The 25,213-nt window shown below is 37.2% G+C and carries 25 protein-coding genes and 1 other RNA gene; 14 read left to right on the top strand and 12 right to left on the bottom strand.

What is annotated here, in order from left to right:
- Positions 1-49: 49 nt before the first annotated feature.
- The 5 genes from NMG63_RS00315 to NMG63_RS00295 all read left to right on the top strand — a co-directional run bounded on the left by NMG63_RS00315 (position 50) and on the right by NMG63_RS00295 (position 7,422).
- Complete coding sequence (locus NMG63_RS00315; RefSeq protein WP_254007104.1) at positions 50-1,297, top strand: DUF1576 domain-containing protein; 1,248 nt, start codon at positions 50-52, stop codon at positions 1,295-1,297.
- A gap of 112 nt (positions 1,298-1,409) precedes the next feature.
- Complete coding sequence (locus NMG63_RS00310; RefSeq protein WP_254007103.1) at positions 1,410-3,383, top strand: alpha/beta hydrolase family protein; 1,974 nt, start codon at positions 1,410-1,412, stop codon at positions 3,381-3,383.
- A 12-nt stretch (positions 3,384-3,395) separates the two neighbouring features.
- Positions 3,396-4,721: an AAA family ATPase gene (locus tag NMG63_RS00305; RefSeq protein WP_254007102.1), complete on the top strand. Its 1,326-nt coding sequence runs from the start codon at positions 3,396-3,398 to the stop codon at positions 4,719-4,721.
- Between the two features lie 16 nt (positions 4,722-4,737).
- Positions 4,738-5,511 carry a pyrroline-5-carboxylate reductase gene (gene proC, locus NMG63_RS00300; protein WP_254007101.1) on the top strand — a complete coding sequence of 258 codons (774 nt, stop codon included), beginning with the start codon at positions 4,738-4,740 and terminating at the stop codon, positions 5,509-5,511.
- Positions 5,512-5,610: 99 nt separating this feature from the next.
- On the top strand, positions 5,611-7,422 hold the full coding sequence (locus NMG63_RS00295; RefSeq protein WP_254007100.1) for an LTA synthase family protein: 1,812 nt from the start codon (positions 5,611-5,613) through the stop codon (positions 7,420-7,422).
- Positions 7,423-7,430: 8 nt separating this feature from the next.
- On the opposite strand, the gene NMG63_RS00290 is transcribed toward NMG63_RS00295, so the two are convergent.
- The gene (locus NMG63_RS00290; protein WP_254007099.1) at positions 7,431-8,663 is read right to left on the bottom strand and encodes a glutamate-5-semialdehyde dehydrogenase; all 1,233 of its coding nucleotides are present in this window, start codon (positions 8,661-8,663) and stop codon (positions 7,431-7,433) included.
- A gap of 8 nt (positions 8,664-8,671) precedes the next feature.
- A complete protein-coding gene (gene proB / locus NMG63_RS00285; protein ID WP_254007098.1) occupies positions 8,672-9,502 on the bottom strand; it encodes a glutamate 5-kinase in 831 nt (276 codons plus the stop codon).
- Between the two features lie 116 nt (positions 9,503-9,618).
- Here proB and ssrA point away from each other — a divergent pair.
- From ssrA to NMG63_RS00270, 3 genes are all read left to right on the top strand, one after another.
- Positions 9,619-9,966, top strand: a transfer-messenger RNA (tmRNA) gene (gene ssrA, locus NMG63_RS00280).
- Between the two features lie 125 nt (positions 9,967-10,091).
- Entirely contained in the window at positions 10,092-10,487 is a 396-nt protein-coding gene (locus NMG63_RS00275; RefSeq protein WP_254007097.1) for a hypothetical protein, read from the top strand.
- A 10-nt stretch (positions 10,488-10,497) separates the two neighbouring features.
- Positions 10,498-11,124 carry a hypothetical protein gene (locus NMG63_RS00270; RefSeq protein WP_254007096.1) on the top strand — a complete coding sequence of 209 codons (627 nt, stop codon included), beginning with the start codon at positions 10,498-10,500 and terminating at the stop codon, positions 11,122-11,124.
- Between the two features lie 46 nt (positions 11,125-11,170).
- On the opposite strand, the gene NMG63_RS00265 is transcribed toward NMG63_RS00270, so the two are convergent.
- Positions 11,171-12,220, bottom strand: coding sequence for a G5 domain-containing protein (locus tag NMG63_RS00265; protein WP_254007095.1), 1,050 nt, complete (start codon positions 12,218-12,220; stop codon positions 11,171-11,173).
- A 211-nt stretch (positions 12,221-12,431) separates the two neighbouring features.
- Between NMG63_RS00265 and NMG63_RS00260 the strand changes: the two genes are divergently transcribed.
- Positions 12,432-13,049 carry an HAD family hydrolase gene (locus NMG63_RS00260; RefSeq protein WP_254007094.1) on the top strand — a complete coding sequence of 206 codons (618 nt, stop codon included), beginning with the start codon at positions 12,432-12,434 and terminating at the stop codon, positions 13,047-13,049.
- Positions 13,049-14,017, top strand: coding sequence for a serine hydrolase domain-containing protein (locus NMG63_RS00255; protein ID WP_254007093.1), 969 nt, complete (start codon positions 13,049-13,051; stop codon positions 14,015-14,017). The genes NMG63_RS00260 and NMG63_RS00255 overlap by 1 nt, the downstream gene beginning before the upstream one ends.
- Positions 14,018-14,019: 2 nt before the next feature.
- Here the strand turns inward: NMG63_RS00255 and NMG63_RS00250 are convergent, their stop codons facing one another.
- The 6 genes from NMG63_RS00250 to NMG63_RS00225 form a co-directional block, all read right to left on the bottom strand.
- A complete protein-coding gene (locus tag NMG63_RS00250; RefSeq protein ID WP_254007092.1) occupies positions 14,020-14,574 on the bottom strand; it encodes a phosphatase PAP2 family protein in 555 nt (184 codons plus the stop codon).
- A gap of 71 nt (positions 14,575-14,645) precedes the next feature.
- Positions 14,646-15,767: a metal ABC transporter permease gene (locus tag NMG63_RS00245; protein ID WP_254007091.1), complete on the bottom strand. Its 1,122-nt coding sequence runs from the start codon at positions 15,765-15,767 to the stop codon at positions 14,646-14,648.
- Positions 15,764-16,897: a metal ABC transporter permease gene (locus tag NMG63_RS00240; protein WP_254007090.1), complete on the bottom strand. Its 1,134-nt coding sequence runs from the start codon at positions 16,895-16,897 to the stop codon at positions 15,764-15,766. Before NMG63_RS00240 ends, NMG63_RS00245 begins: the two co-directional genes overlap by 4 nt.
- On the bottom strand, positions 16,894-17,634 hold the full coding sequence (locus NMG63_RS00235) for a metal ABC transporter ATP-binding protein (protein ID WP_003774095.1): 741 nt from the start codon (positions 17,632-17,634) through the stop codon (positions 16,894-16,896). The genes NMG63_RS00240 and NMG63_RS00235 overlap by 4 nt, the downstream gene beginning before the upstream one ends.
- Before the next feature lie 19 nt (positions 17,635-17,653).
- Positions 17,654-18,568 carry a metal ABC transporter solute-binding protein, Zn/Mn family gene (locus NMG63_RS00230; protein ID WP_254007089.1) on the bottom strand — a complete coding sequence of 305 codons (915 nt, stop codon included), beginning with the start codon at positions 18,566-18,568 and terminating at the stop codon, positions 17,654-17,656.
- A 1-nt stretch (position 18,569) separates the two neighbouring features.
- The gene (locus NMG63_RS00225; protein WP_254007088.1) at positions 18,570-19,223 is read right to left on the bottom strand and encodes a metal-dependent transcriptional regulator; all 654 of its coding nucleotides are present in this window, start codon (positions 19,221-19,223) and stop codon (positions 18,570-18,572) included.
- Positions 19,224-19,370: 147 nt separating this feature from the next.
- Between NMG63_RS00225 and NMG63_RS00220 the strand changes: the two genes are divergently transcribed.
- From NMG63_RS00220 to NMG63_RS00210, 3 genes are all read left to right on the top strand, one after another.
- Positions 19,371-20,033, top strand: coding sequence for a metal-dependent hydrolase (locus NMG63_RS00220; RefSeq protein ID WP_254007087.1), 663 nt, complete (start codon positions 19,371-19,373; stop codon positions 20,031-20,033).
- Positions 20,034-20,131: 98 nt separating this feature from the next.
- Positions 20,132-20,605 carry a hypothetical protein gene (locus NMG63_RS00215; RefSeq protein ID WP_254007086.1) on the top strand — a complete coding sequence of 158 codons (474 nt, stop codon included), beginning with the start codon at positions 20,132-20,134 and terminating at the stop codon, positions 20,603-20,605.
- Positions 20,606-20,706: 101 nt separating this feature from the next.
- A protein-coding gene (locus NMG63_RS00210; RefSeq protein ID WP_123171090.1) for an IS3-like element ISErh1 family transposase occupies positions 20,707-21,860 on the top strand; the annotation gives its coding sequence in 2 pieces (ribosomal slippage) (positions 20,707-20,980 and positions 20,980-21,860; 1,155 coding nt in all).
- 61 nt (positions 21,861-21,921) lie between these two features.
- On the opposite strand, the gene pyrE is transcribed toward NMG63_RS00210, so the two are convergent.
- Genes pyrE through pyrR form a run of 3 tightly spaced genes read right to left on the bottom strand, consistent with a single transcriptional unit; the run spans position 21,922 to position 23,756 of the window.
- Positions 21,922-22,548 (bottom strand): orotate phosphoribosyltransferase, encoded by a 627-nt coding sequence (gene pyrE, locus NMG63_RS00205; protein WP_254007085.1) that lies wholly within the window; start codon positions 22,546-22,548, stop codon positions 21,922-21,924.
- Complete coding sequence (gene pyrF, locus NMG63_RS00200; protein WP_301332391.1) at positions 22,545-23,234, bottom strand: orotidine-5'-phosphate decarboxylase; 690 nt, start codon at positions 23,232-23,234, stop codon at positions 22,545-22,547. Before pyrF ends, pyrE begins: the two co-directional genes overlap by 4 nt.
- A 12-nt stretch (positions 23,235-23,246) precedes the next feature.
- Complete coding sequence (gene pyrR, locus NMG63_RS00195) at positions 23,247-23,756, bottom strand: bifunctional pyr operon transcriptional regulator/uracil phosphoribosyltransferase PyrR (RefSeq protein WP_254007084.1); 510 nt, start codon at positions 23,754-23,756, stop codon at positions 23,247-23,249.
- Between the two features lie 224 nt (positions 23,757-23,980).
- Between pyrR and NMG63_RS00190 the strand changes: the two genes are divergently transcribed.
- Positions 23,981-25,174 (top strand): helix-turn-helix domain-containing protein, encoded by a 1,194-nt coding sequence (locus tag NMG63_RS00190; RefSeq protein WP_254007083.1) that lies wholly within the window; start codon positions 23,981-23,983, stop codon positions 25,172-25,174.
- The last annotated feature ends 39 nt before the right edge of the window (positions 25,175-25,213 follow it).

Below are 25,213 nucleotides of genomic sequence, written 5' to 3'. Positions count from 1 at the left end.
TTTTTATTTAAGAAAAATTAAGTTATATTTATGAAAAAGGAAGTGATTTATGCGTAATCAAACAAACCGGCTTTTCTTATATTTAAGTGTTTTACTTATTGGCTCTGCTTTTGTTCTTGATTCACCTGAAGCTATTTTTTCTGGAATGATTCAGATCATTGTTCAGTCAGATATTTTGATTACCGATTATTTCGCAATCGGCGGCGTTGGCGCAGCACTCTTTAATGCTGGTCTGATCACGCTTGTTTCCGTTTTAATCATTATGTATTCTGAGACCGAATTTTCAGGTTCGGTTATTGCCTCAATTATGCTTATGTTAAGTTTCGGATTGTTTGGTAAAAACATTGTCAATATTATTCCGATTCTCATTGGTACATATCTTTATGCACTCGTTACCAAAGAGCCATACAAGGATATCGTACATATATCGTTGCTTGCTACAAGTTTTTCCCCAATTGTAAGTGAGTTAATGTTTGTCGTGAACCTACCTCTATACTTACGATTATTTTTGAGTATTACGGTAGGTCTCTCGATTGGATTTACGATTAAACCCGTCGCACGTTCTTTATATAAAGTTCATGACGGTTATAGCCTCGCGAATATTGGTTTCGCGATTGGTATTATGAGTACGCTCTATGTATCCGTAATGAAATCATACGGTTATGTTCCCTATAAACGCATGATCGTAACGACTCAATATACGGTTCCCTCCGCAATTGTCTTATCAATTTTGTTTCTCTTGCTGTTTTATATCGGTTGGCTCAGTGATCATGATGCTTTTAAAAAATATCGCCAATTGCTTCATGAAACAGGACATGGTGATAACGATTTTTATAAAAAATATGGTCTTGGTGCTGTTTTAATTAATATGTCCGTGAACGGATTTTTAGCGTTATTCTTTGTGCTTGTCGTTGCGAAAGGTGCACTTAATGGACCCAATATTGGCGGTATTCTCACAATAATTGGTTTCTCAGGAGCTGGGAAGCATTGGAAAAATATTACGCCTATTTTTATCGGGATCTACCTCGGTGGCCTTACCAAGAGTTGGTCTTTAGATCAACCTGCAGTACTACTTGGTGCTCTTTTTTGTACCGCCCTAGCACCAATTGCTGGAGACTTCGGATTTATTTGGGGTGTTGTTGCTGGATTTATAAACTCTTCGGTTGTTCTTAATTCTGGTTCCTTGCATGCAGGGATGAACCTATATAATACCGGGTTTGCGGTCGGTATTGTCGCAGCTGTGATGGTTCCAGTCCTTCGACTATTTATTCCTTTAAAGGAACAACGATCTAAGTAATCCATGCTTAATTTTGAATGTCTAAGGAGTTGGTAACACCAACTCCTTTTTTTATGCTTAAACGGTTCTGTTTGGCGTGATTGTGATATAATTCTAAAAAGGAGTGACACATATGAAACAATTAGAATTAAAAGATTTTCTGAAATATACCTATTTGGCTTCACTTACGACAAGTCCTGCTAAGAAACACATGGCATTTATCAAATCAAATGCACGTTATGATGAAAATGATTATGTTCATGATTTATATTTAACGGATGGATCAACGCATAAACGTATTTTTGATTTAGGAAATGATTCGCGTTATTTTTGGGAGACTGATGATACCCTTCTAATCCCCACTTCACGTATCGAATCCGAAAAGAATGCTCTCAAAGCGAAGCATTCAGTGTTTTACCGTTATGACATTCATTCCGGCGAATTAAATCACGCATATACTTTCAAGTTTCCAGTAGGATTTTTAAAAGTTATTGATGATAATCATTTATTACTTTCCGGAAGTTTAAGTGTCACAGATCACGTTTTCCTTGAAGGTGACGATGAAGCACGATCGAAATATAACGCGGAAACGGAAACTAACACATACTACGAAGTCTTTGAAGAAATTCCGTTCTACTCAAATGGTGGCGGTTTTAATCAAGCGAAACGCAGTCAATTGTTTATCTATACGATTGATGAAGATCGTTACACCGCACTCTCAGATAAAAATGAAGACATTTCGCTCTATCATTTTGATAAAGAAAAACAGTGTATGATTTATGCACGTGAAGTTGCAATGGGTAAACCTGATTTCTTCCAAGATCTTTATTTGTATGATTTTAAGAAAAACGAAGAAACAGCGCTCTACACAAAACATGATTTTTCTTTTAGTTCTGTATTCATGATTAACGATACCGTTTACGCATTGGGAAGTAACCTCCAAAAACATGGTATTAATCAAAACAGTGATTTATATCAAATCACTCACAATGCCCTCATTAAAATCCAAGATTTTGGATTAAGTGCTTGGGGTTCAATTGGTAGTGATGTTCGTTTTGCCGGATCAGTAACCAACCGTGTCGTCGATGATATCTATTATTTTGTAGGAACATACCGTGATCGAACTGTACTCTATAGTTTTGATGGAACTTCCATCGAACGTGCATTTGATGCATTAGGAAGTCTTGATGCTTGGGTTAAATTTAACGATGATTTTTACGGTATTGGACTCTATAACAATAACCTCCAAGAACTTTATCGTCTTGACCTCACAAATAACACAGTCTCGAAGATTTCTGAATTTAATCAATCAAGTCTTAAAGACACATACATTGCAAAACCTGAACACTTTGAGTATACCAATGACGGGCAATTGCTTGATGGTTGGGTTCTTTTACCGCAAGATTACGACCCTACTCAATCTTATCCTGCTATCTTAGATATTCATGGGGGACCAAAAACAATCTATTCCGATGTTTTCTATCATGAAATGCAAGTATGGGCAAACAAAGGCTATATTGTCTTCTTTACTAACCCTCGTGGTGGAGATGTTTATGGAAATGAATTTATGGATATCTTTGGTCGTTATGGTGATGTTGATTATGATGACTTAATGAAGTTTACCGATATTGTCTTAGATCGCTATGCAATCGATCCTAAGCGTGTTGGTGTAACGGGGGGATCGTATGGTGGATTTATGACAAACTGGATTGTTGGTCACACAGATCGTTTTAAATGTGCTGCGACCCAACGTTCTATTTCTAACTGGATTTCGTTCTATGGTACATCGGATATTGGCTTTTACTTTGCAGACGATCAAACGGCTGCAGATCCAATTGAAGACACTGAAAAAATGTGGCATCAATCGCCACTTAAATATGCTCGCAACGTGAAAACACCGTTACTCTTTATCCACTCGGATGAAGATTATCGCTGTCCGATCGAACAAGGTATGCAATTCTTCACATATATCAAAGAAAACGGCGTTGATACACGTTTTGTTTGGTTACGTGGAGAAAACCATGGTCTTTCACGTACTGGTAAACCTAAAGCTCGTGTTAAACGACTTGAAGAAATTACCAACTGGATGGATAAATACTTAAAATAGTGAGGTCTTTTAATGTTTGGTAGTCTAACACTAAAGAATTTTAGATGTTATAAAGATTTGAGAGTCGAGTTTAAAAATAAGCGCGGAACCGTAAAACCGCGTATCTATATTTATGGTGATAATGCCTCTGGTAAATCATCACTCTTATCATCCTTTGCGTTTTTGAGAAAAATGAATAACGGTCTTTACCTCAATTATTTACTTGAAACACGTGATAATCCTAAATATGATCACCCCTCAATTGAATTGTTCAATCTCCGTGATGAGGCAAAACGTCATTACCGTATCTTCGCACAAGATAATATGGTTCTCGCTTATGAAATGATTCTTGATGGGCAAGTATTTGTTTATGAAATTGTATTTAATCAATATCAAGAAATTGTCAGTGAAAGTCTCTTTAAACGCATCAACAATCGCGCCATTATTATTTTTACTGCTTCACCTACAGACTTTTCGTTTGGGAGAGGCATGATTCTTACTAAGGACATTCCCGTAATTCAAAACTTATATGATACGTATTATGGCGAACACACGATGTTGTCTATTTTGAACTTCATTATAGAGCGACAATCTGTTTACAAAATTGCGATTAAATATACCCTCTTAGATGTGTGTATGTTTATTCGTCGTATGCACATTGGTGTAGAACCCTATTACGATCATCAAGCTTATTTTAATTTCTTTACCGACAACAACATAACCCCATTCTCGGGAACACATGACCCAATCGGAAAGTTAGCGTTTGAAAAAGCACAGCCCTTATTAAGTGCTCTGTTAGTCACACTATTTCCAAATGTAATCGAAGCGTATTACGCATTCACGCATAAGGGAAAAGATCTTTGGGAATACGAATTAAAAGTCGTGAAAAAGGGAATTGAAGGAAATTACACTATTCCCTTTGGTGAATTTCCTTCAGGAACCTATGATTTTGTGAATAAGATTTTCGCGTTATTTGATGCTTTAATGGGGAGTACTTTAATTGGCGATGATTTTGACTTATCACTTCATACCTTCCTTGTACAACATATTATTGAGTATTATATGCCACAAATTGAAGGTCAAACATTTTTAACGATGGATAAGTTGTCAACCATGAATATTGTTGATCCGGCAAGCATTTATATTTGTAGTGCAAATACTGATTTAAGTTATACCGTAAATTGTATTGAAGATATTGCACCCACTCAAGCAAATCACAACGTACGAAATCGATACGAACAAGGTGTTTATGGTGAACTGCACCGACCTCAGTTTGTAAAGAACGATGCGTATTTTGTGGAATTTAAGAAATGGGTACAGCAAGTACATCGTGTAATGTATAAAGAAGACTTGTTTTAGTCTCGTGAGGTGAATTATGAAAATTGGATTTATCGGCGTTGGTAATATGGCCAATGCAATCATCAAAGGCATTGATAATAAGGATTCGATTTATATTAGTGGGAGAACCTACGAATCAACGTGTGATAAAGCTCAGATTCTCGGTGTCCATCCCTGTAAATCAAATCAAGAATGTGCGCAAACAGTTGATTTATTGTTTTTATCTGTTAAACCTGAAATGTTTGAAACCATCTTCGCAGAAATTAAGCCTGTTTTAGATCATCAAACCTTAGTTTCAATTGCGGCTAAAAAAACCCTTGAGGATATCGAAGTTTTATCAGGTTCCATGCCCATTATCCGAGTTATGCCTAACTTAAATGTTGCGATTCAACGTGGAATTTCCGCGATTTGTCACAACAACCGTGTCACTACCGACGCACTCATCGAAGTTCAAGGGATATTTGATGCACTCGGTGGATTTGTTTCAATTCCCGAATCACAATTTAGTGGTTTTATTGGGATTGCTGGGAGTTCCCCTGCATTTGTATTTAAGTTTATCGATGAACTTGCGAAGTCAGTACTTGATGAAGGTTTTGATTATGATACTGCACTTAAAATTACCTGCGCAGCAGTTACAGGAAGTGCAGAATATTTAAGTCAAAGTGGCGAACCGGCTGATGTACTTGTCGATCGTGTTTGTTCCCCTGGTGGAACAACAATCGAAGGCGTTCGTGCCCTTGATGCAAATGGCTTTGCGAAAGCGATTCACGCTGCTTCACAAGCGACAATTCTTAAAGATAAACAAGGATAGAAGAGCCAACTGGCTCTTTTTCTCTTTTCTGAGCATTTTCATCTTGTATGCTTGGGATTCCTATTGTATCCTTTGTTTATATAGATTCGAGGTATTACTATGATTATACAAATAATGACATATAGTTTTATTGCATTGTTTTTTGGTTTTTTAAGTACACACTTAATGAACCAAGAACACCAAAAGCAATCCCTTTGGGTTAATCTTTTAGGTTATGGCATTCTTGTTAATGTTGTAACGGTATTATTCATCCGTTTCGGTTTGGAGAAACCCCAAGTTTTAGTGAGCAGTGCTTATTCTTTAAATTTTGCACTTAAGTTTGTGCTTGTCTCATTGCCTGTCGGATTACTCCTCATGTTTCTTCAAGCGATTATCAATAATACGATAATTTTCATTCCTGGAGATTATGTTCGTACACGCGGTCATCGTATTGCGAATAGTATTCTTGTTATTCTTATTGTGATTGGGGCTGCATTTTTCTTCTTCTCACGTTGGTTTACAGCTTTCTTTGGTGCATTAACGCCAGAGCAGTTTATCTTTAACCTAATTTCACCCGTTAAGGGAACCGGTGACAGTGTTATGGCAGAATTATTAAAACCCGTTGTAAAGACTGCACTTGTTGGTATTGTATTTGCGCTTGTCCTCTTAAACAAAAAAGACTTACATATTTTTAGAAAGCACCGTCGTGAAGTAATTACTGCTAAGCAATTACGAACATCAACCTTAATCATTGGAATTGTACTCGCTTTAGTGGGTACGGTGTATGGGGTGAAACGCTTACGTTTAGATGAAGTCGCAACTTCTGTCGCAAGTAAATCTCCGTATATTGAAGCCAATTATGTCAAACCAAGTGATGATTTACTTCGTTTTCCAGAAAAAAAACGCAATCTAATTCATATTTATGTAGAGTCTGTGGAGAACTCTTACCTACCTAAAGAATTAGGTGGACACATGGATGTGAATTTGATGCCAGAGATGACTGAACTTGCGAAAGAAGGTATTAGTTTTTCGCATAATGACACATTTGGAGGACCTTTCCAGACTTATGGTTCTGGATGGTCTGTAGCAGCTATGGTAAATATGGGCATGGGGATTCCTTTAAAAGTTCCAGCAGAGGGTCAAGATTACGGTAAGTCTGGATATTTCTTACCGGGTGCACGCGGTATTGGAGATATTCTTCATGATCAAGGATACGAACAAACCATTATGTTTGGGGCTGATGCTGATTTCGGTGGACTTACAACCTACTTCACCTCGCACGGTGAATTTAATATATTCGATTTAAACCATGTCCGTAATGAAGGCCTCATTCCTCAAGATTATCAAGTTTGGTGGGGTTATGAAGATGATAAACTGTATCGTTTTGCGAAAGATGAAATCACACGTCTTTCCGCAACCGGGAAACCTTTTAATTTTACAATGGAAACTGCCGATACACATTTCCCCGATGGCTACTTACAAGAAGGCGCACCCACACCACACGATTCTCAGTATGCTAACGTAATTCAATTTTCTCAGGCAGAGACGGTTAAGTTTGTGCGTTGGATTCAAGCACAGTCTTTTTATAAGGATACTACCGTTCTAATTACTGGTGATCACTTAAGCATGGATAAAAAATTCTTTGAGCATTTTGATCCAAGTTATCAACGAACTGTTTTTAACTTAATTCTTAATGCTCCCCAAAAATCAGCAGAAACTCATAACCGTTTCTTTTCTCCGGTTGATTTCTTCCCGACAACACTTTCCGCAATGGGTGTCGAGATTGATGGGCACCGTCTTGGTTTGGGTACTGATTTATTCTCAAAAGAACCAACATTGGTCGAGCGCGATGGGCTTGAGACCTTTAATGAAGAACTATCTCGTAGAAGTACTTTCTATGATCGTTCTTTAATGACAACACTCGATAAATAGAAAAAGGGTCAGACACGTGTCTGACCCTTTCCCTTTACGATATATTTATAAGATGTAAGCTGTTTTAAGCCCATTGGACCCCGCGCATGCAACTTTTGAGTACTTATACCTATCTCAGCCCCAAAACCAAACTGTGAGCCGTCTGTGAAGCGTGTAGATGCATTTACATACACCGTTGAAGCATCAACCTCTTGCGTAAAGCGTTGAGCCGTCTTCTCATTATTTGTAATGATTGCTTCAGAATGTTTCGTATTATAGAAATTTATATGCGCAATCGCTTCTTCTAAAGAATCTACAACCTTAACCGACATTTCTAAATCCAAATACTCTTTCCTAAAATCATCGTCATTCGCGAGAACCATTGTATCTACAATTTCACATGCAACCAAATCACCATGATAAACAACATGAGGAAGTTTATCCACTAATAAAGGTAAAAATGTTGGTGCAATATCTTTATGTACGACTAAAGATTCCATCGTATTGCACACACCCAATCTTTGGCATTTCGCGTTTTCAATAATATCTAAAGCCATCGATACATCCGCATCGTTATCCACATAAATATGACAATTCCCTGCCCCCGTTTCAATAACGGGTATAGTACTGTTTTCCACAACGGCACGAATCAAGCCCGCACTCCCTCGTGGAATCAGTACATCGATATATTCATTAAGTTTCATAAGTTGGGTCGTTACTTCACGACGTGTATCTTTAATAACTTGGACACAGTTGGGATTTATTTTTAAATCCGTCAGGCTGTCACGAACAATCCGTTCAAGTTCTATATTAGTATGTATCGCTTCTTTTCCACCTTTTAATACAACCGCATTGCCACTTTTAAAACATAGACCAAAAGCATCGACCGTTACATTGGGTCTTGATTCATAAATAATCCCAATAACACCCAGTGGTACGGATACTTTTTCAATGTACAATCCATTGTCAGGTTCTAAAACCTCTAAAACTTCACCCACTGGATCTTTTAACAGCGTAAGTTCATTTAGTCCTTGTACCATCGCTTCGATGCGTGCTTGATTTAAAACTAAGCGATCACGCAATGCGCCAGTAATTCCATTTTGATCTGCCGCTTCCAAATCCAATTGATTCGCTTCGATAATTTGGGATGCATTACGTAATAAGTCCTCACCAATACGACCAAGGGCATCATTTTTCTGTTCTTGTGTTAATAATGCAAGTGAGCGCGATGCTTCTTTCGCATTTATTCCAATGTCTTTCATCGTTCCTCCTACAAATAAGCTTCTAAATCAAACGATTCTGATTTATTTGCTTTAAAATAAGTTCCAACTACTTCTCCATCAAGAATTTGATGAAGAATGTTCACATCTTTCCCGTTCGCCAAGACCATATCCGCTCCTGAACTGGTCACAATGCGACCTGCATCAATCTTGGCACTCATACCACCCGTACCAACTGCAGATGAGCTTGTTTCTTTTCCCATTTTAAAATGACGTTCATCAATTTTCTCCACATATTCGATGAGTCGTGCATCTTCATTTTGTGAGGGATCATCCGTGTAAAACCCATCAATATCCGAAAGAATAATGAGTAAGTCTGCATCAATCATCGCAAGTACAAACGCACTGAGGTGGTCATTATCTCCAAACTCAATTTCGTGAGTTGCAACGGTATCATTCTCATTCACAATCGGAATAACGCCCATTTCCAGTAGTTCATGGAAGGTATTCTTCGCATTATTACGACTTTCTTCTTTAAACATTGTATGTTTTGTAAGTAAGACTTGCGCAACAATTTGATTATACTCCGCAAATAAACGCTGGTATGTCATCATTAATTTGGCTTGACCAATCGCCGCTAATGCTTGTTTCTTAGCCATTTTATCGGGGATTTGAGATAGATTTAGAGCCTTTCGACCAACAGCTTGTGCTCCAGAAGAAACAAGCACAACTTCTTTACCTTGGCTCTTTAAATCCGCTAAAACTCGTACAAGCTGTTCGAGTTTACGAAAATTTAAATCTCCTGATTCTTTATGCGTAAGGGATGACGACCCTACTTTCACAACAATACGTTTTTTATCTCTTAAAACTTCTCTATTCATGATTTCTGTCCCTCTATTTCTCCATCTATAATACACCATCTGATATTTTTTAAAAAGAGCTACGATAACGTCTAATTATTGTAGTTTTGCGGAAATATTGTTATAATGGTGGTCCTGGGGATGTCATGGTTTCGACAGGATTTCGTTTGATTCGAATTGCAGTGGAGTTGCTACCTAATAGCTAAAAAAAATTAACTGGAAACAACAGTTTACAATTCGCTGCTTAATTAGCGTTTAACGCTGCAGCCTGATATCGGGCGTTTGGTCTTTGGGCAAACGATATCAACTCACTCACAAAGAATAAGGGCCAGCACTGCTCGGTGTATGCCACGAAAATTTTAGAGCACATCAAAGGAAGGTTTGTCTGGAGCTTGAACTTTGATTATTTAGAAACAGACTAAACTGTAGACATTCGAATGTGGAACACTTCTTGGACGCGAGTTCGACTCTCGCCATCTCCACCATATTAAATTTCAAACCACCTATCAGTGGTTTTTTATTTTACCTCCACACACATGCCAATGTTCAAAATATGATACCGCAACATTTTGCTATTAAAATCCGTTATAATTGAGATAAAGGGGGAAACATGAAAAAAAACTCAAGAATCATTGTCTTTATTGTTTGTATCGGTGTTTTAGTCCTGATGGGTCTTCCCAATTACTTGTCTAAAGGAAAACTCCAATCTATCGACCCAACTCAAGTTGAGACGATAATATACAACTACAAAGAGATCGAAATCACTACGCAAGATACAAATCGTATTGTCGAAAGTATCACTCTTTTAAAATCAATTGAACTAAAAGGCTCTACACGTCAGTTATCACAACCTGACGAAACCTATAATATGGAACTCACATTTAAGGACGAGAAGCACATGAAAATCTCAGTCTTTGAAGATAAGCTTGTGGTTGATCGAAAAGTTTATCGCATCGATCAAAATGACGCGACGATACTTATGAACCATATTGAAGCACAAAAATAAAGGAGAACTTATGACAAAGAAAAGTCTACTTCATAATTATTTACAAATTATTATCATATCAATTGTCGTCCTCGTAATTCCATTTGCGCTTGGATTCCTCGATTTTGGAGTTGATCCCTTAATCTCAGCATTTCTCATGATTATTATTGGCATTATATCGATGTTACTCCAGGGTCTTGTCGAGATGGTTGTTTTCTTCAGTCGTCTTGAGGATGCGGAACTGAATTGGGACCTCGTAAAACAAGTCGCTTCCTATGTTGACTGGGGACGCGCCCTAAAGTTTTACCTACTTTCTGGGCTTGCAATTACACTTGGACTCATATTATTCGTTGTTCCTGGTATTATGATTGCAATTGCCTTCTCAATTTTAAGCTTTGTGATTGTGGATTTCCCAGAAGATAATAATCTCTTTGAGAAATGCTTTGAAATCAGCAAAGGCTACCGTTTACGCATTTTTGGTTTCACTCTTGCCATTGTATTTGCTCAATTTTTATTAAGAACACTCCTGGATTCAATGTTTGGTCCCGGAACCGCGCAAGGAAACCTCTTAGAATATGCTTTCAGTATTCTAATATCGCCTATTTCCGTAAACTACTTTACAAATATTTATCTTGAAGCAACAGGTCGTTTAGCTTAGATCAAAATAAAAGCGTATTTCTCAAATTGAGAAGTACGCTTTTTTACTAGTATCCAAATAATTGTACTGCGTATGCATAACCATCTTCAATATATACTGCCGTTGCAGTGTAATTAAGGTCGTTCATGATATTACCATAATGTCCTGGAGAATTCATCCATAAGTTCACTAAGTAATCCATATCTATACGACCATATACAATATTTTCACCATTGATATCATTGGCCATTGATAAAACCGATTGTCCATTCGGACGTGTGTGTTCAAATAGAACTGAAATCTCTTTTGCTCTTATTTGCGCTGAATTATAAAGACTGTTTGACCATGTTAGATTGCTTAATCCTTTAGCACGACGGTTCGCATTTATAAGGTTATAAACCTCTGTTGCATAACCATCACTGATTGATCCTCTTGCTTCATAAGTTCCATTCACAATAATTTTATTTACAGGATTTTTAACGATTGAAGAACTTTTCACAGTCCATTCCGTATCAACACCATCCACAACTTTTACGCTATAGACAATTTCTTTCTTACCGTTTTCTCCATCACGCTGAACATAACTCTCGCCTTTATTCATTGATGCATCCTCGCGGTATTCCTCTGAAAATGCAATCGACTCATAGTCTTTCGCTTCACGATAAGTCACCGTTGGTTCCTTCTTCTCAGAAGGTTTGTCTTGTTTCTTCGCAGTTTCTTTTTTCTCTTCTTTTTTAGTTTCTTTAGAATCGTCTGCTTTCGATTCTTTTTTCGAATCTTTTTTGGTGTCTTTTTTTGAATTCTTTTTCGCTTCTGTATCTTTTTCAGATAACTCTATTTGTTGCTTCAATGTTTCTTTGATTTTTTTATCTGCTTCTTTATCATCGAGTAAAGTAAATGGAACTTTAACTTCCTTTTCATCAACTGTAAAGATCATATTACCATCTTTATCAACCTTAACTTCATTACTCTCAGTAACATCCAAGCCATGTTTTTTTAGAAGTTCCACATCTTTTGTTGTAAGTGTTTTAGACTCAAGCACTTCTTCAGGTTCTGTCTTTGCACCACAACCTGTTAATAATACAATACATAATAATAGTGTAATTCGTTTTTTCATAAGTATCGACTCCATTTCTAGTTTATTATACGTTACAAATAATGGGAATTCATCCCACTCCTTTCCCTAATTTTTCATATTGTTTCGCTTTTGATGAACAAAAATCACGTTTTCGATACATTTACTTACTTTTTGATTTCAAATCGTTCATTATTTGTCCAAGAACCCGTATCTTAAATCATGTATAATAGAATTAAAAGTGAGGAAGATTATGAACTATGACGCAGTTATCTACGATCTTGATGGGACGGTCGTAAACACATTTGACATGAACCTTTACCCATTAATGAAAATTGTTGAAGAGGAACTCGGAATTCAAATGACATATGATGAGTTAATGCACTTAACGTGTTATGACGGACATGGTGTTTTAAATGCATTAGGAATCTCTACGGATGTTTATCCCCGTTGGGTTCAATATGTGAATGAATACCCCCATCCCGCAACATTATTTGAAGGAATTGAATCTGTAATTCGTGAACTGGATGACAAAGTAAAACAAGGTGTTGCTTCATCAAAACGACGTTTGCAATATGACATTGATGTCGTGGAAAATGGCATGGATGGCTATTTTAAAGCAGTTGTATTATCAGGAGATACTGAGCATCATAAACCACATCCCGAACCACTTCTCGTCTGCGCAAAAATGCTTGATATTGAGCCAAAACGCGCATTATATATTGGAGACAGTATCTTTGACTACCAGGCTGCTAAAGCGGCAGGAATGGCCTTTGGGCTTGCAAGCTGGGGCCATATTTCAACAGAAGGAATGGATGATATTGACTATATACTGAAAACACCATCCGACATCCTAAAAGCGGTATTATAATGGATTCAATTCTAGATCAAGTACACAAGATGGTTGATGATGGATACGTAAGTGGTCTCGCCTTATCCATCTATGAAAATAGAGCCTGGACCGATACAATTTATGGGCACACGACATTTGAAGGACCAAAGCTTGAAGCGACACATCAATTTGATATCGCTTCAATCACAAAATTATTCACTACGACACGCATTCTTCAACTTTGCGATCAAGGTGTCCTTTCCTTAGATGCACCCATTCAAAAATATATCAACGCCTTTAAACAACCCGATATTACCATCACAGACTGTCTGCTTCATCGAAGCGGTATGGCTCCTAGTGTTACCGGACGCGCAGAAATGAATCGCGATCAAATCTACAAGAGTGTCATGGATTGCAAAGACTTGATAAATACACCAAATCAAAAAATGGTTTATTCATGTATAAATTATTTAATCTTAGGCTATATTATCGATTTTGTGGACACCAATTTACAAGCAAGTTTCGATAAATCTATTTTTAAACCGTTAAAAATGTCGGATACGCGTTTTAATCCTAAAAAAAGGGAATTGTGTGTCCCTACAGAGTTAACGAATAAATACGGCTTAATCCAAGGTGTAGTCCACGATGAAACTGCGCGAAACTGTGACGGTATTGCTGGTAACGCCGGTATTTTTTCCACATTACCAGACTTAAAACGTTTTATGGAAGCAATGCTTACGTCCGATCCTCAACTCTTATCACCAAAACATTATCAACTGATTCGAAATACCCATATTGATTCACGTTCGTATGGGTGGAATCGTTATGTTTATAACGGTATGGATGCCTGTTACCATACGGGCTTCACCGGCCCCGTTGTTTTATTTCATAACGAGCGCGCAATGATTTTGCTTGCACATCGCGTTCATCCAAGTCGTGAAGATCACGGTTATCTCAAACATCGTGATGCTCTGATTCAATCGTTTCTCCACAAAAAAAAGAAATAGCATTAAGGTGCTATTTCTTTTTTTATCCCTATTCTTACAAGGATTGAATTCATGATTTTCAAAAGCACATCCTGATATTTCGTAACCTCGTATGCGATAAAAATTCCCAACACCGTCCCAACCAAAACATCAGATGGGTAGTGAACATATGCATAGAGTCTTGAGAATGCCATTAATATCGCTAACGATATATAAATAGGTTTGTGTTTAATATTATTGAAATACAAAACCATTGCGACCGCAAAAGAACTGGCTGCATGTCCCGAAGGAAAGGAAGAGCCTCTCGGTACTGGGATGATTAAGTCAACAGGGTTTGCGTAGAATGGTCTTGGACGCATGACTATTGGTTTAATAATACCACTGATTAACACGACTTCAATTGAAATCGCAAGAAGACCTAGTATCGCGACTTTTCGCGTTTTTTTCATTACAAATAGAATTAATAGAATTATAAACCAGATCTCTCCATGATCTCCCAATGATGTAAAGAGCGCAAAAAAGCGATCTAACATCGGTGTTCTCAAAGTCTGTATCCAATTTAAGATTGATAGTTCCATATTTATCACCCTATTCATCATAACAAATACTTCCACCAAATTGGGGATTCTGATATAAAAAACCGCTATTGCTAGCGGTCAAAGATTGTTTCAGCATGATTGATACTTACTTCACGGCCTAAATCCGTTAGTTTAATTATATCTCGATCAATAGTGACATACTTTTTCATTTCTAAACTTTCAATAATTTTTTGTATCTTTGTTTGAGACCAGTTGAGGTGTTCATAAATACTCCATACGCCCGCTTCTTCTGCTTCTACATCACTTTCTTCGTGATTAAACAGATGGAATAAGACTGTAAGTTCAGCAAACTCGCTTTTTTGTTGGTGACGGCGAATTTTATTTGAAATTAAACCCTCTCGTGGCGAGAAGAGAAATACGATACCAAATGATATTCCTGTCATCAGTGCCATACTTCCAGCGATCGAAACATCAAAGTAAGTCGCAAATTGATATCCAGAGATTGCATTAAAAATTGCGAATCCAGAACTGATTAAAATTAATTTAACTAAGTCATGTGTCAGTAAGAATGCTGTGATTGGTGGTCCAATCATAAATGCGATTACAAGTACCGATCCAACAGCATTAAATGCACCTACAGCCGTTACAGATATTAACGTCATTAATGCATAATGCAGGAATACTGGCGCAAAGCCTAGTGTTGCGGCAAGAAGTGGGTCAAAACTTGTAAGTTTAAGTTCTTTGAAGAAAATTACTACAAAGATTAAGTCAATTACTAAAATCACTGACATGGTCACTAAGCTCTTCGGTAACTCCATACCGAATACAAGCATTGTATCAAATGGCGCAAACGCGATTTCACCTAATAATACAGCATCAGTATCTAAGTGAACTGAACCTGCATAACGCGTAATTAAAATAATCGCGATACTAAAGAGCAGTGGGAATACGACACCAATTGATGATTCTTCCGAAAGAAGACGCGTACTTTGTAACATCTCAATTAGGTAAACCGTTAGAACCCCCGTGATGGAAGCACCTAAGATTAGTAATGGAGAATTAAAGTCATGTGTGATAAAGAAGCCAATTACAATTCCTAACAGAATTGTATGGGTAATTGCATCACTCATCATTGCCATTTTTTTAAGTACTAAAAATACGCCGAGTAATGAACAAGATAATGCTACGACAACCGCAATCATCATAATTTGAACTGGAATTGATATTGTCATAATTGATCACCTCGATTTTGTTCGTATTCTAATTTCGCAACACGTGTTAACTTAAAGTACATTGAGTCATCCACTCGCTCAACCATATGACGTTTCTTGAGATTGTTGAAGAGGCGATCAAACGATTTCCCCTCACGATGATGATCAATAATACATGCTTCTTGTAATTGTTCTTTTGTAAAATGTGCATCAATATCCAATAACTGATGTGTCAATAGGTTAATTATCGCCATATCAGCTTCAAATGCTTGTTTTGCACCGTGTTGGCGCATCCCTTTGTTGATAATACCGCGTCCAGGAGCAAAAAGAAGACTGATAATAACAATACTGCTTGCAATCACGACAATTGCAGGACCTGTAGGAAATTTATTTATGAGAGAACTTACGATTGTTCCACCAAGACCTGAAATTGCACCAAATACTGCAGCTAGAATTGTCATTCCCGTCAAAGAATGTGTCCATTGACGCGCAGCAACAGCAGGAGCAATGATAAGTGCAGACATGAGGACTACACCCACCATTTGAATTCCCATAATAATCGCTGCAACGATAAATCCTGATAATACAATATTGAGAAATTGTGTTGATAACCCAATTGAATGTGCATAAATAGGATCAAATGAGAATACTTTGATTTCTTTCCACAACAGAATCATGAGAACAACTACGACAAGTGTTACACCGATTACAAAGTAAACATCTCTTTGTAAGATTGTGGCTGCTTGACCAAATAGAAAGCGTTCCAACCCTGCTTGTTGTGAATCCGGCATTTTTTGAATGTGAGTAAGAAGAATAAATCCTACCCCAAAGAATACCGACATAACAAGTGCCATTGCACTCTCGAAGTTTATTCGAGTGTTATTTGAGATTGAGTTAATAATAAACGTTGCAAGAAGCCCTGCAAGGAGCGCACCTAGAAGCAGTATTTCTGTGTTTTTAGTACCGGTCATTATAAATGCCATCGTAATCCCTGCCAATGCAGAGTGAGCGATACTGTCTCCAAGTAAACTTTGTTTTCGAAGTACCGCGAATGTTCCAGTAACTCCGGTAAGAATCCCTAACGCAATCGATCCAAGTGCAACGATTTGAAATGTATAATTACTAAACAAATCTATAATTGCATTTATCATGATTTTACAATACCTCCTACATCTGTATGGTATGTAAGTTTTAGGTTTTCTTGGGTGAAGGTATTTTGAACTGGACCCCACGCAACAAGTTTTACATTAACAAGCGCAATGTTATCAAAATATCCCTCAATACTTGTAAGGTCGTGGTGCACAACAATGACTGTTTTACCCGATGCTGCAAGTTCTTTAAGAAGTGTCATTAAGATTTCTTCTGTCTTAACATCGACTCCCTTTAGCGGTTCATCTAAGATATAAATTTCAGCTTGTTGTGTTAATGCACGAGCAAGGAAAACACGTTGTTGTTGACCACCAGAGAGTTGACTGATTTGTCGATCTCGATAAGCACTCATCCCAACACGTTCGAGCATCTCATTAGCAATCTCACGGTCTTCTTTACGTGGACGTTTAATCCAGCCAATATGGCCATAACGTCCCATCAAAACGATGTCTTCCACGGTAGCGGGAAAATCCCAGTCAACACTTCCGCTTTGAGGTACATAAGCGATATTCTTATACTCGTCTTTTTGATGTTGTCCGTTAATTGTTATTTTTCCTGAAATAGGTTTTAAAAGACCCATAATCGCCTTAATCATGGTCGATTTACCGGCACCATTCGGTCCGACAATTGCGGTCAATTTACCTTTCTCAAATTTCACGTCACAATCCCAAAGAACAGGTTTAACGTCATAAGTAACCGTCAAATCTTCTACTTCGATTGCATATTCCTTCTCTGCCATATTCACACTCCCTTTTCTTTTATTTTAAGTTGTCTACAATTGTATCAACGTTAATTTTATACGTTTCGATATAACTCGCATCTTCTTTTAAGGAGTCCGAATAAATTTCTCCACCAATTGAAACATCAAAGCCACGATCTTTTACAGCCGCTTGTAATGATTCAATTGTTTTCTTAGGTACGCTTGATTCTGTATAAATTGCTTTAATTTTTCGATCAACAATCAAATCTGAAACTTTATTAATGTCTGCAATACCTGCTTCAGATTGAGTTGAAATCCCTTGAATTGCTTCCACATGAACGCCAAAGTAACGACCAAAGTATGCAAAGGCATCATGGGCTGTAACTAATACACGTTGTTGTTCAGGAATCTCAGCGATACGGTTTTTAATGTATGTATCCATATCTGCTAACTCTGATACATATTTTGTTGCATTTTGTTGATAATAGTCTTTATTTTCTGCATCAAATTCTGATAATTTATCGGCTACATGTTGTGCACTTTTTTTCCATAGATTTACATCAAACCAAATATGTGGATCATGACCACCTTGTTCCTCATCATTGATAATATCGCTAGGCTCAAGAGCATCTTCTAATTTGATGATGTTTTTCCCTGATCCTTCAAGACCCGAAAGTACATCATCCAATTTTGCTTCAAGATGAACGCCGTTAAATGCTACAACGTCTGCTTCTTGAATTGCTTTCACATCGCTTGGTTTTGCTTTATACAAGTGAGGGTCAACCCCTGCAACCATCATTCCATTTACTGATACCTTCTCGCCACCAATAATTTCCACAAGATCTTTAATCATTGTAGTTGTCGCGACAACATTTATTTTCCCATCATTTTCTGTTGATGGACTATTCGGTGCTGATTTACACCCTGTTAATACTAAGAGTGAAACAAGTAAAACTGCTAATATTTTTTTCATACTATTCCTCGCTATCTAATATTACGTAGATTTCTTGTGATGCTTTATGACTAACCGGAACATGTCGATTGTCGATCAAGATATGGTGGGGTCCTTCATATGGATCAACTTCCACAACTTCAAAAGTTGCACCTAGATTCAATTTCACATGTTCTAAATAATTTAAGAGCTCTTCGTGATCACGAACTTTCGATAAAACGCCACGTTGGCCTTTTTTTAATGAACTTAATGGGACAGATTGGTTAATATCTTCCGTCGCATTACCATAAATCCGACTTCCGTGGGGACAGTGTTCTGGAAATCCTAAGAATTCATTCAGACGATTTGCAAGGAGTTCTGAAGTACCATGTTCAAGAACTTCCGCATCTTCATGAACCTCAGTCCAGGAATAACCGAGATGCTCTACGAGAAATACTTCCCAAAGTCGATGCTTACGAACCAAGGTTTGCGCCTCTAACGTTCCCTTCTCCGTTAAGGATAATCCCAATTCTTTATCTTTAACTACATGATCTGATTCAATAAGTTTACGAACCATCTCACTTGTTGAGGCGGGAGAAACGCCTAATCGTTCAGCAAGTTCCTTATTGGTTAGCTTTTCATTTTTTTCATTACATGAGTAAATTGTTTTTATATAATCTTCACGATTCGGTGTCATTGCATACCTCTTTCTAATAATTAGGCTAACCTAATTCATTAGTAGTATACACCTAACCTCGTAGTTGTGCAAGCCTTTATTCATTACTTTTCTTTCACATCGCTTACACGCTATCCCGTGTTACACTAAGGTAAAGGAGGTTTTCTTATGGAATTTATTTGGCATGGACATTCGTGTTTTGAAATTATTTGTAGCGGGAACAAGCGTTTGATTATTGACCCCTTTATTACAGAAAATTCATTAAGTACCACAGATATCTCAAAAATATCTGTCGATGCTGTCCTTATTACTCATGCACATGAAGATCATGTTGGGGATTCAGTATTAATCGCAAAGCAAAACAACGCACCAATAATCTGTATTGTGGAACTCGCAAACTTTTTAGAGCATGAAGGCCTCTCGACCATTGGTATGAATCTTGGTGGTACCTATCAGCTTCCCTTTGCATCCATAAAAATGACCCCGGCACTTCATTCTTCTTCTTATAAAGGAAAGGAACTGGGTGTCGCTGCTGGATTTGTGATTGATGATGGACATAATCGCTTCTATCACGCTGGAGATACTGCACTCTTTAGTGACATGGAACTCATTGGTCCTGTTGATATCGCATGTTTGCCTATCGGAGATCACTTTACAATGGGAATTGACGATGCAGCACACGCTACTCACTTTATTTCATCCCAGTACTATATACCTATGCACTATAATACATTTCCCCTCATCGAAGCCGATCCTGAATTATTTGAAGCAAAATGTTCGCCCAAAAAGGTTATCATCCCCACAATAGGCAAACGTTACCACGTAAACTGACATCTAAGCATTGATTCATTGTATATAGAATGTTTTTATCCATTCAGTATTGTTTAGTAAACAGAGTGGAGTATAATAAAATTAAAGGAGTGATAATTATGTTACAGGAAAGAATTAATCGTGTTATTAATAATCATCAAATGAGTTGCGAGCACCGCAGTCATTACCTCTATATACTAAAAGGGTTTAATGTCGTCCTTGATCGCTTCACGGTTCCAGTCGAAAATTTAGACGTCAATCGTATTGAAGAGCAGAAAAACTTCTATATTAAATATGAAGAAGCTATGACATTAGGGGATGGGATCATCCAACGACTTAAAGATAATAAGTATGATATATGGATTGTTGAGTTTAATTTATTCGATGGTGGGTATCTCGCCAAACGTGTCCTCACAGACTATTTAGATGCAACACCACTCGATGATCTCTTTTTGGTTACCTATCCAGAACTTACATGGGTAGAATCTCATAAGACAATCGCAATCTTTAATACTGATAACCCTCTAAAAGGGATTGTTGATGATTCATTGGATAACGAAGCTCGACTTGAATTGTTTAAAAACATGAAATAAAAAAACTTAGTATAGGGAACTGACCTAGTTCCGTGGGACTAAAGAAAAAAACCTCTTGTATGAGAATTATTGTAAAATAGTTCAATATAGGAGGTTTTTATATGGGAACACGAACTATGCATAGCTATGAGACAAAGATGAAAGTTATAGAAATGAAATTGGCAGGATACTCAAGCAGGTTTATTCAGACTGAACTTGGAATAAAAAATGTAACACAAGTCAAAACATGGTGGAGATGGTATCGAAATGGTGAACACTATCGATTTTCTCAACCTGTAGGCAAGCAATATACTTTTGGAAAAGGGCCTGAAGGAGACACGGTCGAAGAAACACAAAGACTTAGAATTAAATCTTTGGAGCAACAAATTGAACTATTAAAAAAGTATTTGGAAAGAGAAAGGATGTGGTTCCTGAAATAATCATCAAGCTCGTTGAAGAGTATCGCAACACTGTATCAATTAAAGATATCTTGAATCTTTTTGGGGTACCTAAGTCAACGTATTACCGTTGGACTAAAAAAGAGCAACTTGAGTCTAATAATTATTCTGTCAATGAAGCATTAGTAATTGAACTTTGTAAAGAAAATAAATTTCGTTATGGATATCGAAAAATAACTGCATTAATTCGAAAAGAAAGAATTATCAATAAGAATACTGTTCAAAAGATAATGCAGAAACACCAATGTCAATGCCGTGTTAAGGTCAAACGGTATCGAAAAAACAAAAATCCGAAGATCATTATGCCCAATATCATTAATCGCGACTTTAAATCACTACGTCCTCTAGAGAAATTGGTGACAGATATCACTTACATCCCTTATGGCCATAAGATGCTCTATTTATCTACGATCATGGATTTATATAATGGTGAGATTATTGCGTCTACATTGAGTGACAGACAAAACCTAGAATGTGTGGTTGATACATTAAATCAACTTCCGGATATCGTTCAGCCATGTATTCTTCATTCTGATCAAGGGAGTGTCTATACATCAAAAGAGTATCAACTCAAAGTAAAAAATAAAAGCATTACCATGAGTATGTCCCGTAAGGGTACACCCGCTGATAATGCTCCTATCGAATCGTTTCATGCCTCGCTAAAGTGTGAAACATTCGAATTAAACCCAGACCTAAAGGGTTCTACTGAAATTGTATCACAAACTGTGATAAACTATTTAAAATATTACAATGAAAATCGAATACAAGAAAAGCTAGGATATCAATCTCCCGTAAATTATCGGTTAACTTCATCCTAACTTGGTTTTTTCTTTAGTCCCACGGAACTAGGTCAGTTCCTAGTGATTATACTAAGTTTTTTTATTTAAATGATGATGGATCTATTGCCCAAGATTGTAATAACTCAAGATTATTATCCGTTATCGCTTCCATTTCCCGTGCAACTTGAATTAACGTGGAATAATTCGATAAGGTATGGAGTGTGATGTTTGCTTCATTGAAAGCCACAAGAGCTTTTTTAAGCTCATATGTAAAGACTGCATAAACACAAAGAACTTCAATACCTTCGGCTTCGAGTGCATCACAAACCTTAATACAACTTCCCCCAGTTGAAATCAGGTCTTCAATAACAATTACTTTCGATCCCTTTGGAATCATGCCTTCAATCTGTTTCCCTTTTCCATGATCTTTTGGTTTTGGGCGAACATAAGCCATTGGTTTATCAAGCAAATCAGAAACCCAACATGCTTGTGGTATCCCTGCAGTTGCTGTTCCGACAATATACTCTACTTCTGGATATGACCGTCTAATTGCATCCGCAAATGCTTCTGCGATGTATTTTCGAACATGTGGATAACTCATCGTAATTCGGTTATCACAATAGATTGGACTTTTGATACCACTTGCCCATGTAAAGAGATGATCAGGGCTTAATGTAACAGCCTCTACTTCAAGTAAGTACTGTGCAATTTTTTTAGATGTATTCATGATGCTACCTTCCATTCTGATACAATTTGCTCATAAGCTAAAACAGGATCTTTAGCTTGAGTAATTGGTCGCCCGACTACAATATAACTGGAACCATTTGCTTTAGCTTGGGCAGGGGTTGTGACGCGTTTTTGATCCCCTTTTTCCGAAGCGTTCGGTCTTATTCCCGGCGTAACTGTTAGAAAGTCACTTCCTAATGTTTCTCGGATATGTTTGGATTCTAAGGGTGAACATACAACTCCATCAAGTCCTGCATTACGTGTTAATTCTGCGTAGTGTAATACAGAATCATTTAACGAGGCGTGAACTAATTGTTCTTGTTGCATCTGAAATTCAGATGTTGAAGTTAATTGCGTTACAGCAATCAGGATTCCTGCTTCACCAAAACCATTTCGTGCCGCTTCCATCATTTCAAGTCCCCCAGCTGCATGAACATTTGTCATATCAACACCCATTGTTTTTAATCGACGCATTGTACGCTCAACAGTATTTGGAATATCATGAAGTTTAAGATCGAGGAAGATTTTATGTCCTCTCTTTTTGATTTCATGAATAATTGATGGTCCACTCTGATAGTAAAGTTCCATACCTACTTTCACAAAAAGCTTTTGTCCTTCAAATAAATCCAAGAAAGATAGTGCTGCTTCCCTTCCTTCAAAATCCAGTGCAATAATAACATTTTCCATTATGTTCTCCTTCTACGTAGTTTCAAGCACAACTATATCTTTACCGTCCGTCTCAATCGTTTGAACGTATATGCGTTCTTTACGAGAGCTTGGAATATTTTTACCAATAAAGTCTGCGCTAATAGGTAACTCGCGATGGCCTCGATCTATAAGTACTGCGAGGGAAATTGAAGAAGGACGACCTAAATCAATAATTGCGTCCATCGATGATCGAACACTTCTTCCAGTAAATAAAACATCATCCACAATAACCACATGTTTTTGTGTTAAAACATCAGAGCGTTCAATGATTTGTTTTGAACGTACATCATCTCGATAATCGTGTATATTTAAACTCAAACATGGCACAAGCCCTTCAATACTTTCAAGTTTCTTCTGAATCCGAGATGCAATATCAATTCCTCGTGTTTCAATTCCCACGAGCACGATATCTTCAATGCCTTGATATCGTTCTAAAATTTCGAATGCAATACGGTTAATTGCACGTTGTATTTCCTCTTGATTCATAATTGTTTTTATCATAATTTCCCTCCAATCATAGAAAAGAGCCCCTTCTCGCGCACGAAAAGAGGCTCATCATTTGATGAAGTGGTTGTTTCTCTTTCCTTGCTTGCCTCTCTGGACAATTTTAAAGGTTCCTATTTCTTATTCATCATATGCGTTTATCGTTTATCTGTCAACTCTTAAACATAATAACCGTGTCAATCTGCAGTTTGTGATAGAATGAATTTAAAGGGGGTAATACGATGCTTGGAACACTATTAAGAAATGAACGGCTTAACCAAAACATGAGTCAACAAGCCCTTTGCGAAGGAATATGTTCAATATCTTATCTTTCTAAAATCGAATCAAATACCGTTACACCAAGTGATGAAATATTAGATTTACTGTTTGATTGTTTAGGAATTGATTTAGTTCGAGACCAATCAAAAATTGAAGTGTTTACGAATGGTTATAATTCCTTTTGGAGTGATTATTTGGCTTATACAACTCCACTTATTTGCAAAGAATTAAAGTCACTTGCAACATTGTGCTTATACTCGAATGAAACAATTAATGCACATCTTCTACTTTATTATTCCACAAACGATGATCAATACCTTATTCGTCTCAAAGATTTTGAACCAATGTTTTCAGTTGATCAACGCCTTGCTTATGCACTCGCTTTTTCCGAAACACTGACTTCAGAAAATAAGATCCATTATTTACTTCAAACAACCGGCATTGATCAATACGGTATTATTCACCAAGAACTTGGAATTACTTACTATATTACGGGACTTTATTACAGTGCAATTGAAACACTCAGTCAAGCATACGAGCTCTTTTCAAAACAAGGTAATGTAAAAGGGATGTATCTGAGTTCTTTTACGATGGGTTCATCCTATGCGAATTTAACCTATACAAGTCCTGATCAGTTAGAAATGATGGAATTCTACTATAATCGGGGCTTAAAACTTAATCGTTATCTCGAAGAACCTAACGCTTCAAGTTCGATAAACTATAATCTCGGGGCAACGTATTTGTTAATTGGAGATTACACAAAAGCTCAATTGCATCTTACACGTGCATACGAAAACGTTCAAACTGAAGCAGCTCAATTTCAAGAACTCAACACCTTAATTCTTCAAAAGTTGTGTCTTCTAAACATTCTCCAAAACCAACGAGATCTCGCCCACAACCATTTCAGTAAACTGGATGAGCCTACTGATCAACTCTCTAAAAATGTTTACGACTTACTTGAGTTTATGTTGGAGCGGCCAGGCTATATCCACGAGAAGGAATATGAGGATATTTTGATACTGTGTAAAGACACTGCAAATCTTCAAGCACATCACGGTTATGTACTTATGTATGTGAAGTTTCTCATTCAATACTACAAAGCCAATCGGCTTTATAAAAAAGCACTCAATCTTACGAGTGAGTACAAGATTTCTTAATATCGCTCCAATTTTGTCTTAAAACGGCTAATATTACCT

Source organism: Erysipelothrix amsterdamensis (assembly GCF_940143175.1).
GTDB classification, from domain to species: Bacteria; Bacillota_I; Bacilli_A; order Erysipelotrichales; family Erysipelotrichaceae; genus Erysipelothrix; species Erysipelothrix amsterdamensis.
Note: the sequence above shows the minus strand (reverse complement) of the source record. Positions and strands in the feature narration are given on the sequence as shown.

What these genes read in the sequence shown, in the direction of transcription:
- NMG63_RS00315 (WP_254007104.1), top strand. Translation starts at nt 50, where the DNA reads ATGCGTAATCAAACAAACCGGCTTTTCTTATATTTAAGTGTTTTACTT.
- NMG63_RS00310 (WP_254007103.1), top strand. Translation starts at nt 1,410, where the DNA reads ATGAAACAATTAGAATTAAAAGATTTTCTGAAATATACCTATTTGGCT.
- NMG63_RS00305 (WP_254007102.1), top strand. Translation starts at nt 3,396, where the DNA reads ATGTTTGGTAGTCTAACACTAAAGAATTTTAGATGTTATAAAGATTTG.
- proC (WP_254007101.1), top strand. Translation starts at nt 4,738, where the DNA reads ATGAAAATTGGATTTATCGGCGTTGGTAATATGGCCAATGCAATCATC.
- NMG63_RS00295 (WP_254007100.1), top strand. Translation starts at nt 5,611, where the DNA reads ATGATTATACAAATAATGACATATAGTTTTATTGCATTGTTTTTTGGT.
- NMG63_RS00290 (WP_254007099.1), bottom strand. Translation starts at nt 8,663, where the DNA reads ATGAAAGACATTGGAATAAATGCGAAAGAAGCATCGCGCTCACTTGCA.
- proB (WP_254007098.1), bottom strand. Translation starts at nt 9,502, where the DNA reads ATGAATAGAGAAGTTTTAAGAGATAAAAAACGTATTGTTGTGAAAGTA.
- NMG63_RS00275 (WP_254007097.1), top strand. Translation starts at nt 10,092, where the DNA reads ATGAAAAAAAACTCAAGAATCATTGTCTTTATTGTTTGTATCGGTGTT.
- NMG63_RS00270 (WP_254007096.1), top strand. Translation starts at nt 10,498, where the DNA reads ATGACAAAGAAAAGTCTACTTCATAATTATTTACAAATTATTATCATA.
- NMG63_RS00265 (WP_254007095.1), bottom strand. Translation starts at nt 12,220, where the DNA reads ATGAAAAAACGAATTACACTATTATTATGTATTGTATTATTAACAGGT.
- NMG63_RS00260 (WP_254007094.1), top strand. Translation starts at nt 12,432, where the DNA reads ATGAACTATGACGCAGTTATCTACGATCTTGATGGGACGGTCGTAAAC.
- NMG63_RS00255 (WP_254007093.1), top strand. Translation starts at nt 13,049, where the DNA reads ATGGATTCAATTCTAGATCAAGTACACAAGATGGTTGATGATGGATAC.
- NMG63_RS00250 (WP_254007092.1), bottom strand. Translation starts at nt 14,574, where the DNA reads ATGGAACTATCAATCTTAAATTGGATACAGACTTTGAGAACACCGATG.
- NMG63_RS00245 (WP_254007091.1), bottom strand. Translation starts at nt 15,767, where the DNA reads ATGACAATATCAATTCCAGTTCAAATTATGATGATTGCGGTTGTCGTA.
- NMG63_RS00240 (WP_254007090.1), bottom strand. Translation starts at nt 16,897, where the DNA reads ATGATAAATGCAATTATAGATTTGTTTAGTAATTATACATTTCAAATC.
- NMG63_RS00235 (WP_003774095.1), bottom strand. Translation starts at nt 17,634, where the DNA reads ATGGCAGAGAAGGAATATGCAATCGAAGTAGAAGATTTGACGGTTACT.
- NMG63_RS00230 (WP_254007089.1), bottom strand. Translation starts at nt 18,568, where the DNA reads ATGAAAAAAATATTAGCAGTTTTACTTGTTTCACTCTTAGTATTAACA.
- NMG63_RS00225 (WP_254007088.1), bottom strand. Translation starts at nt 19,223, where the DNA reads ATGACACCGAATCGTGAAGATTATATAAAAACAATTTACTCATGTAAT.
- NMG63_RS00220 (WP_254007087.1), top strand. Translation starts at nt 19,371, where the DNA reads ATGGAATTTATTTGGCATGGACATTCGTGTTTTGAAATTATTTGTAGC.
- NMG63_RS00215 (WP_254007086.1), top strand. Translation starts at nt 20,132, where the DNA reads ATGTTACAGGAAAGAATTAATCGTGTTATTAATAATCATCAAATGAGT.
- pyrE (WP_254007085.1), bottom strand. Translation starts at nt 22,548, where the DNA reads ATGAATACATCTAAAAAAATTGCACAGTACTTACTTGAAGTAGAGGCT.
- pyrF (WP_301332391.1), bottom strand. Translation starts at nt 23,234, where the DNA reads ATGGAAAATGTTATTATTGCACTGGATTTTGAAGGAAGGGAAGCAGCA.
- pyrR (WP_254007084.1), bottom strand. Translation starts at nt 23,756, where the DNA reads ATGATAAAAACAATTATGAATCAAGAGGAAATACAACGTGCAATTAAC.
- NMG63_RS00190 (WP_254007083.1), top strand. Translation starts at nt 23,981, where the DNA reads ATGCTTGGAACACTATTAAGAAATGAACGGCTTAACCAAAACATGAGT.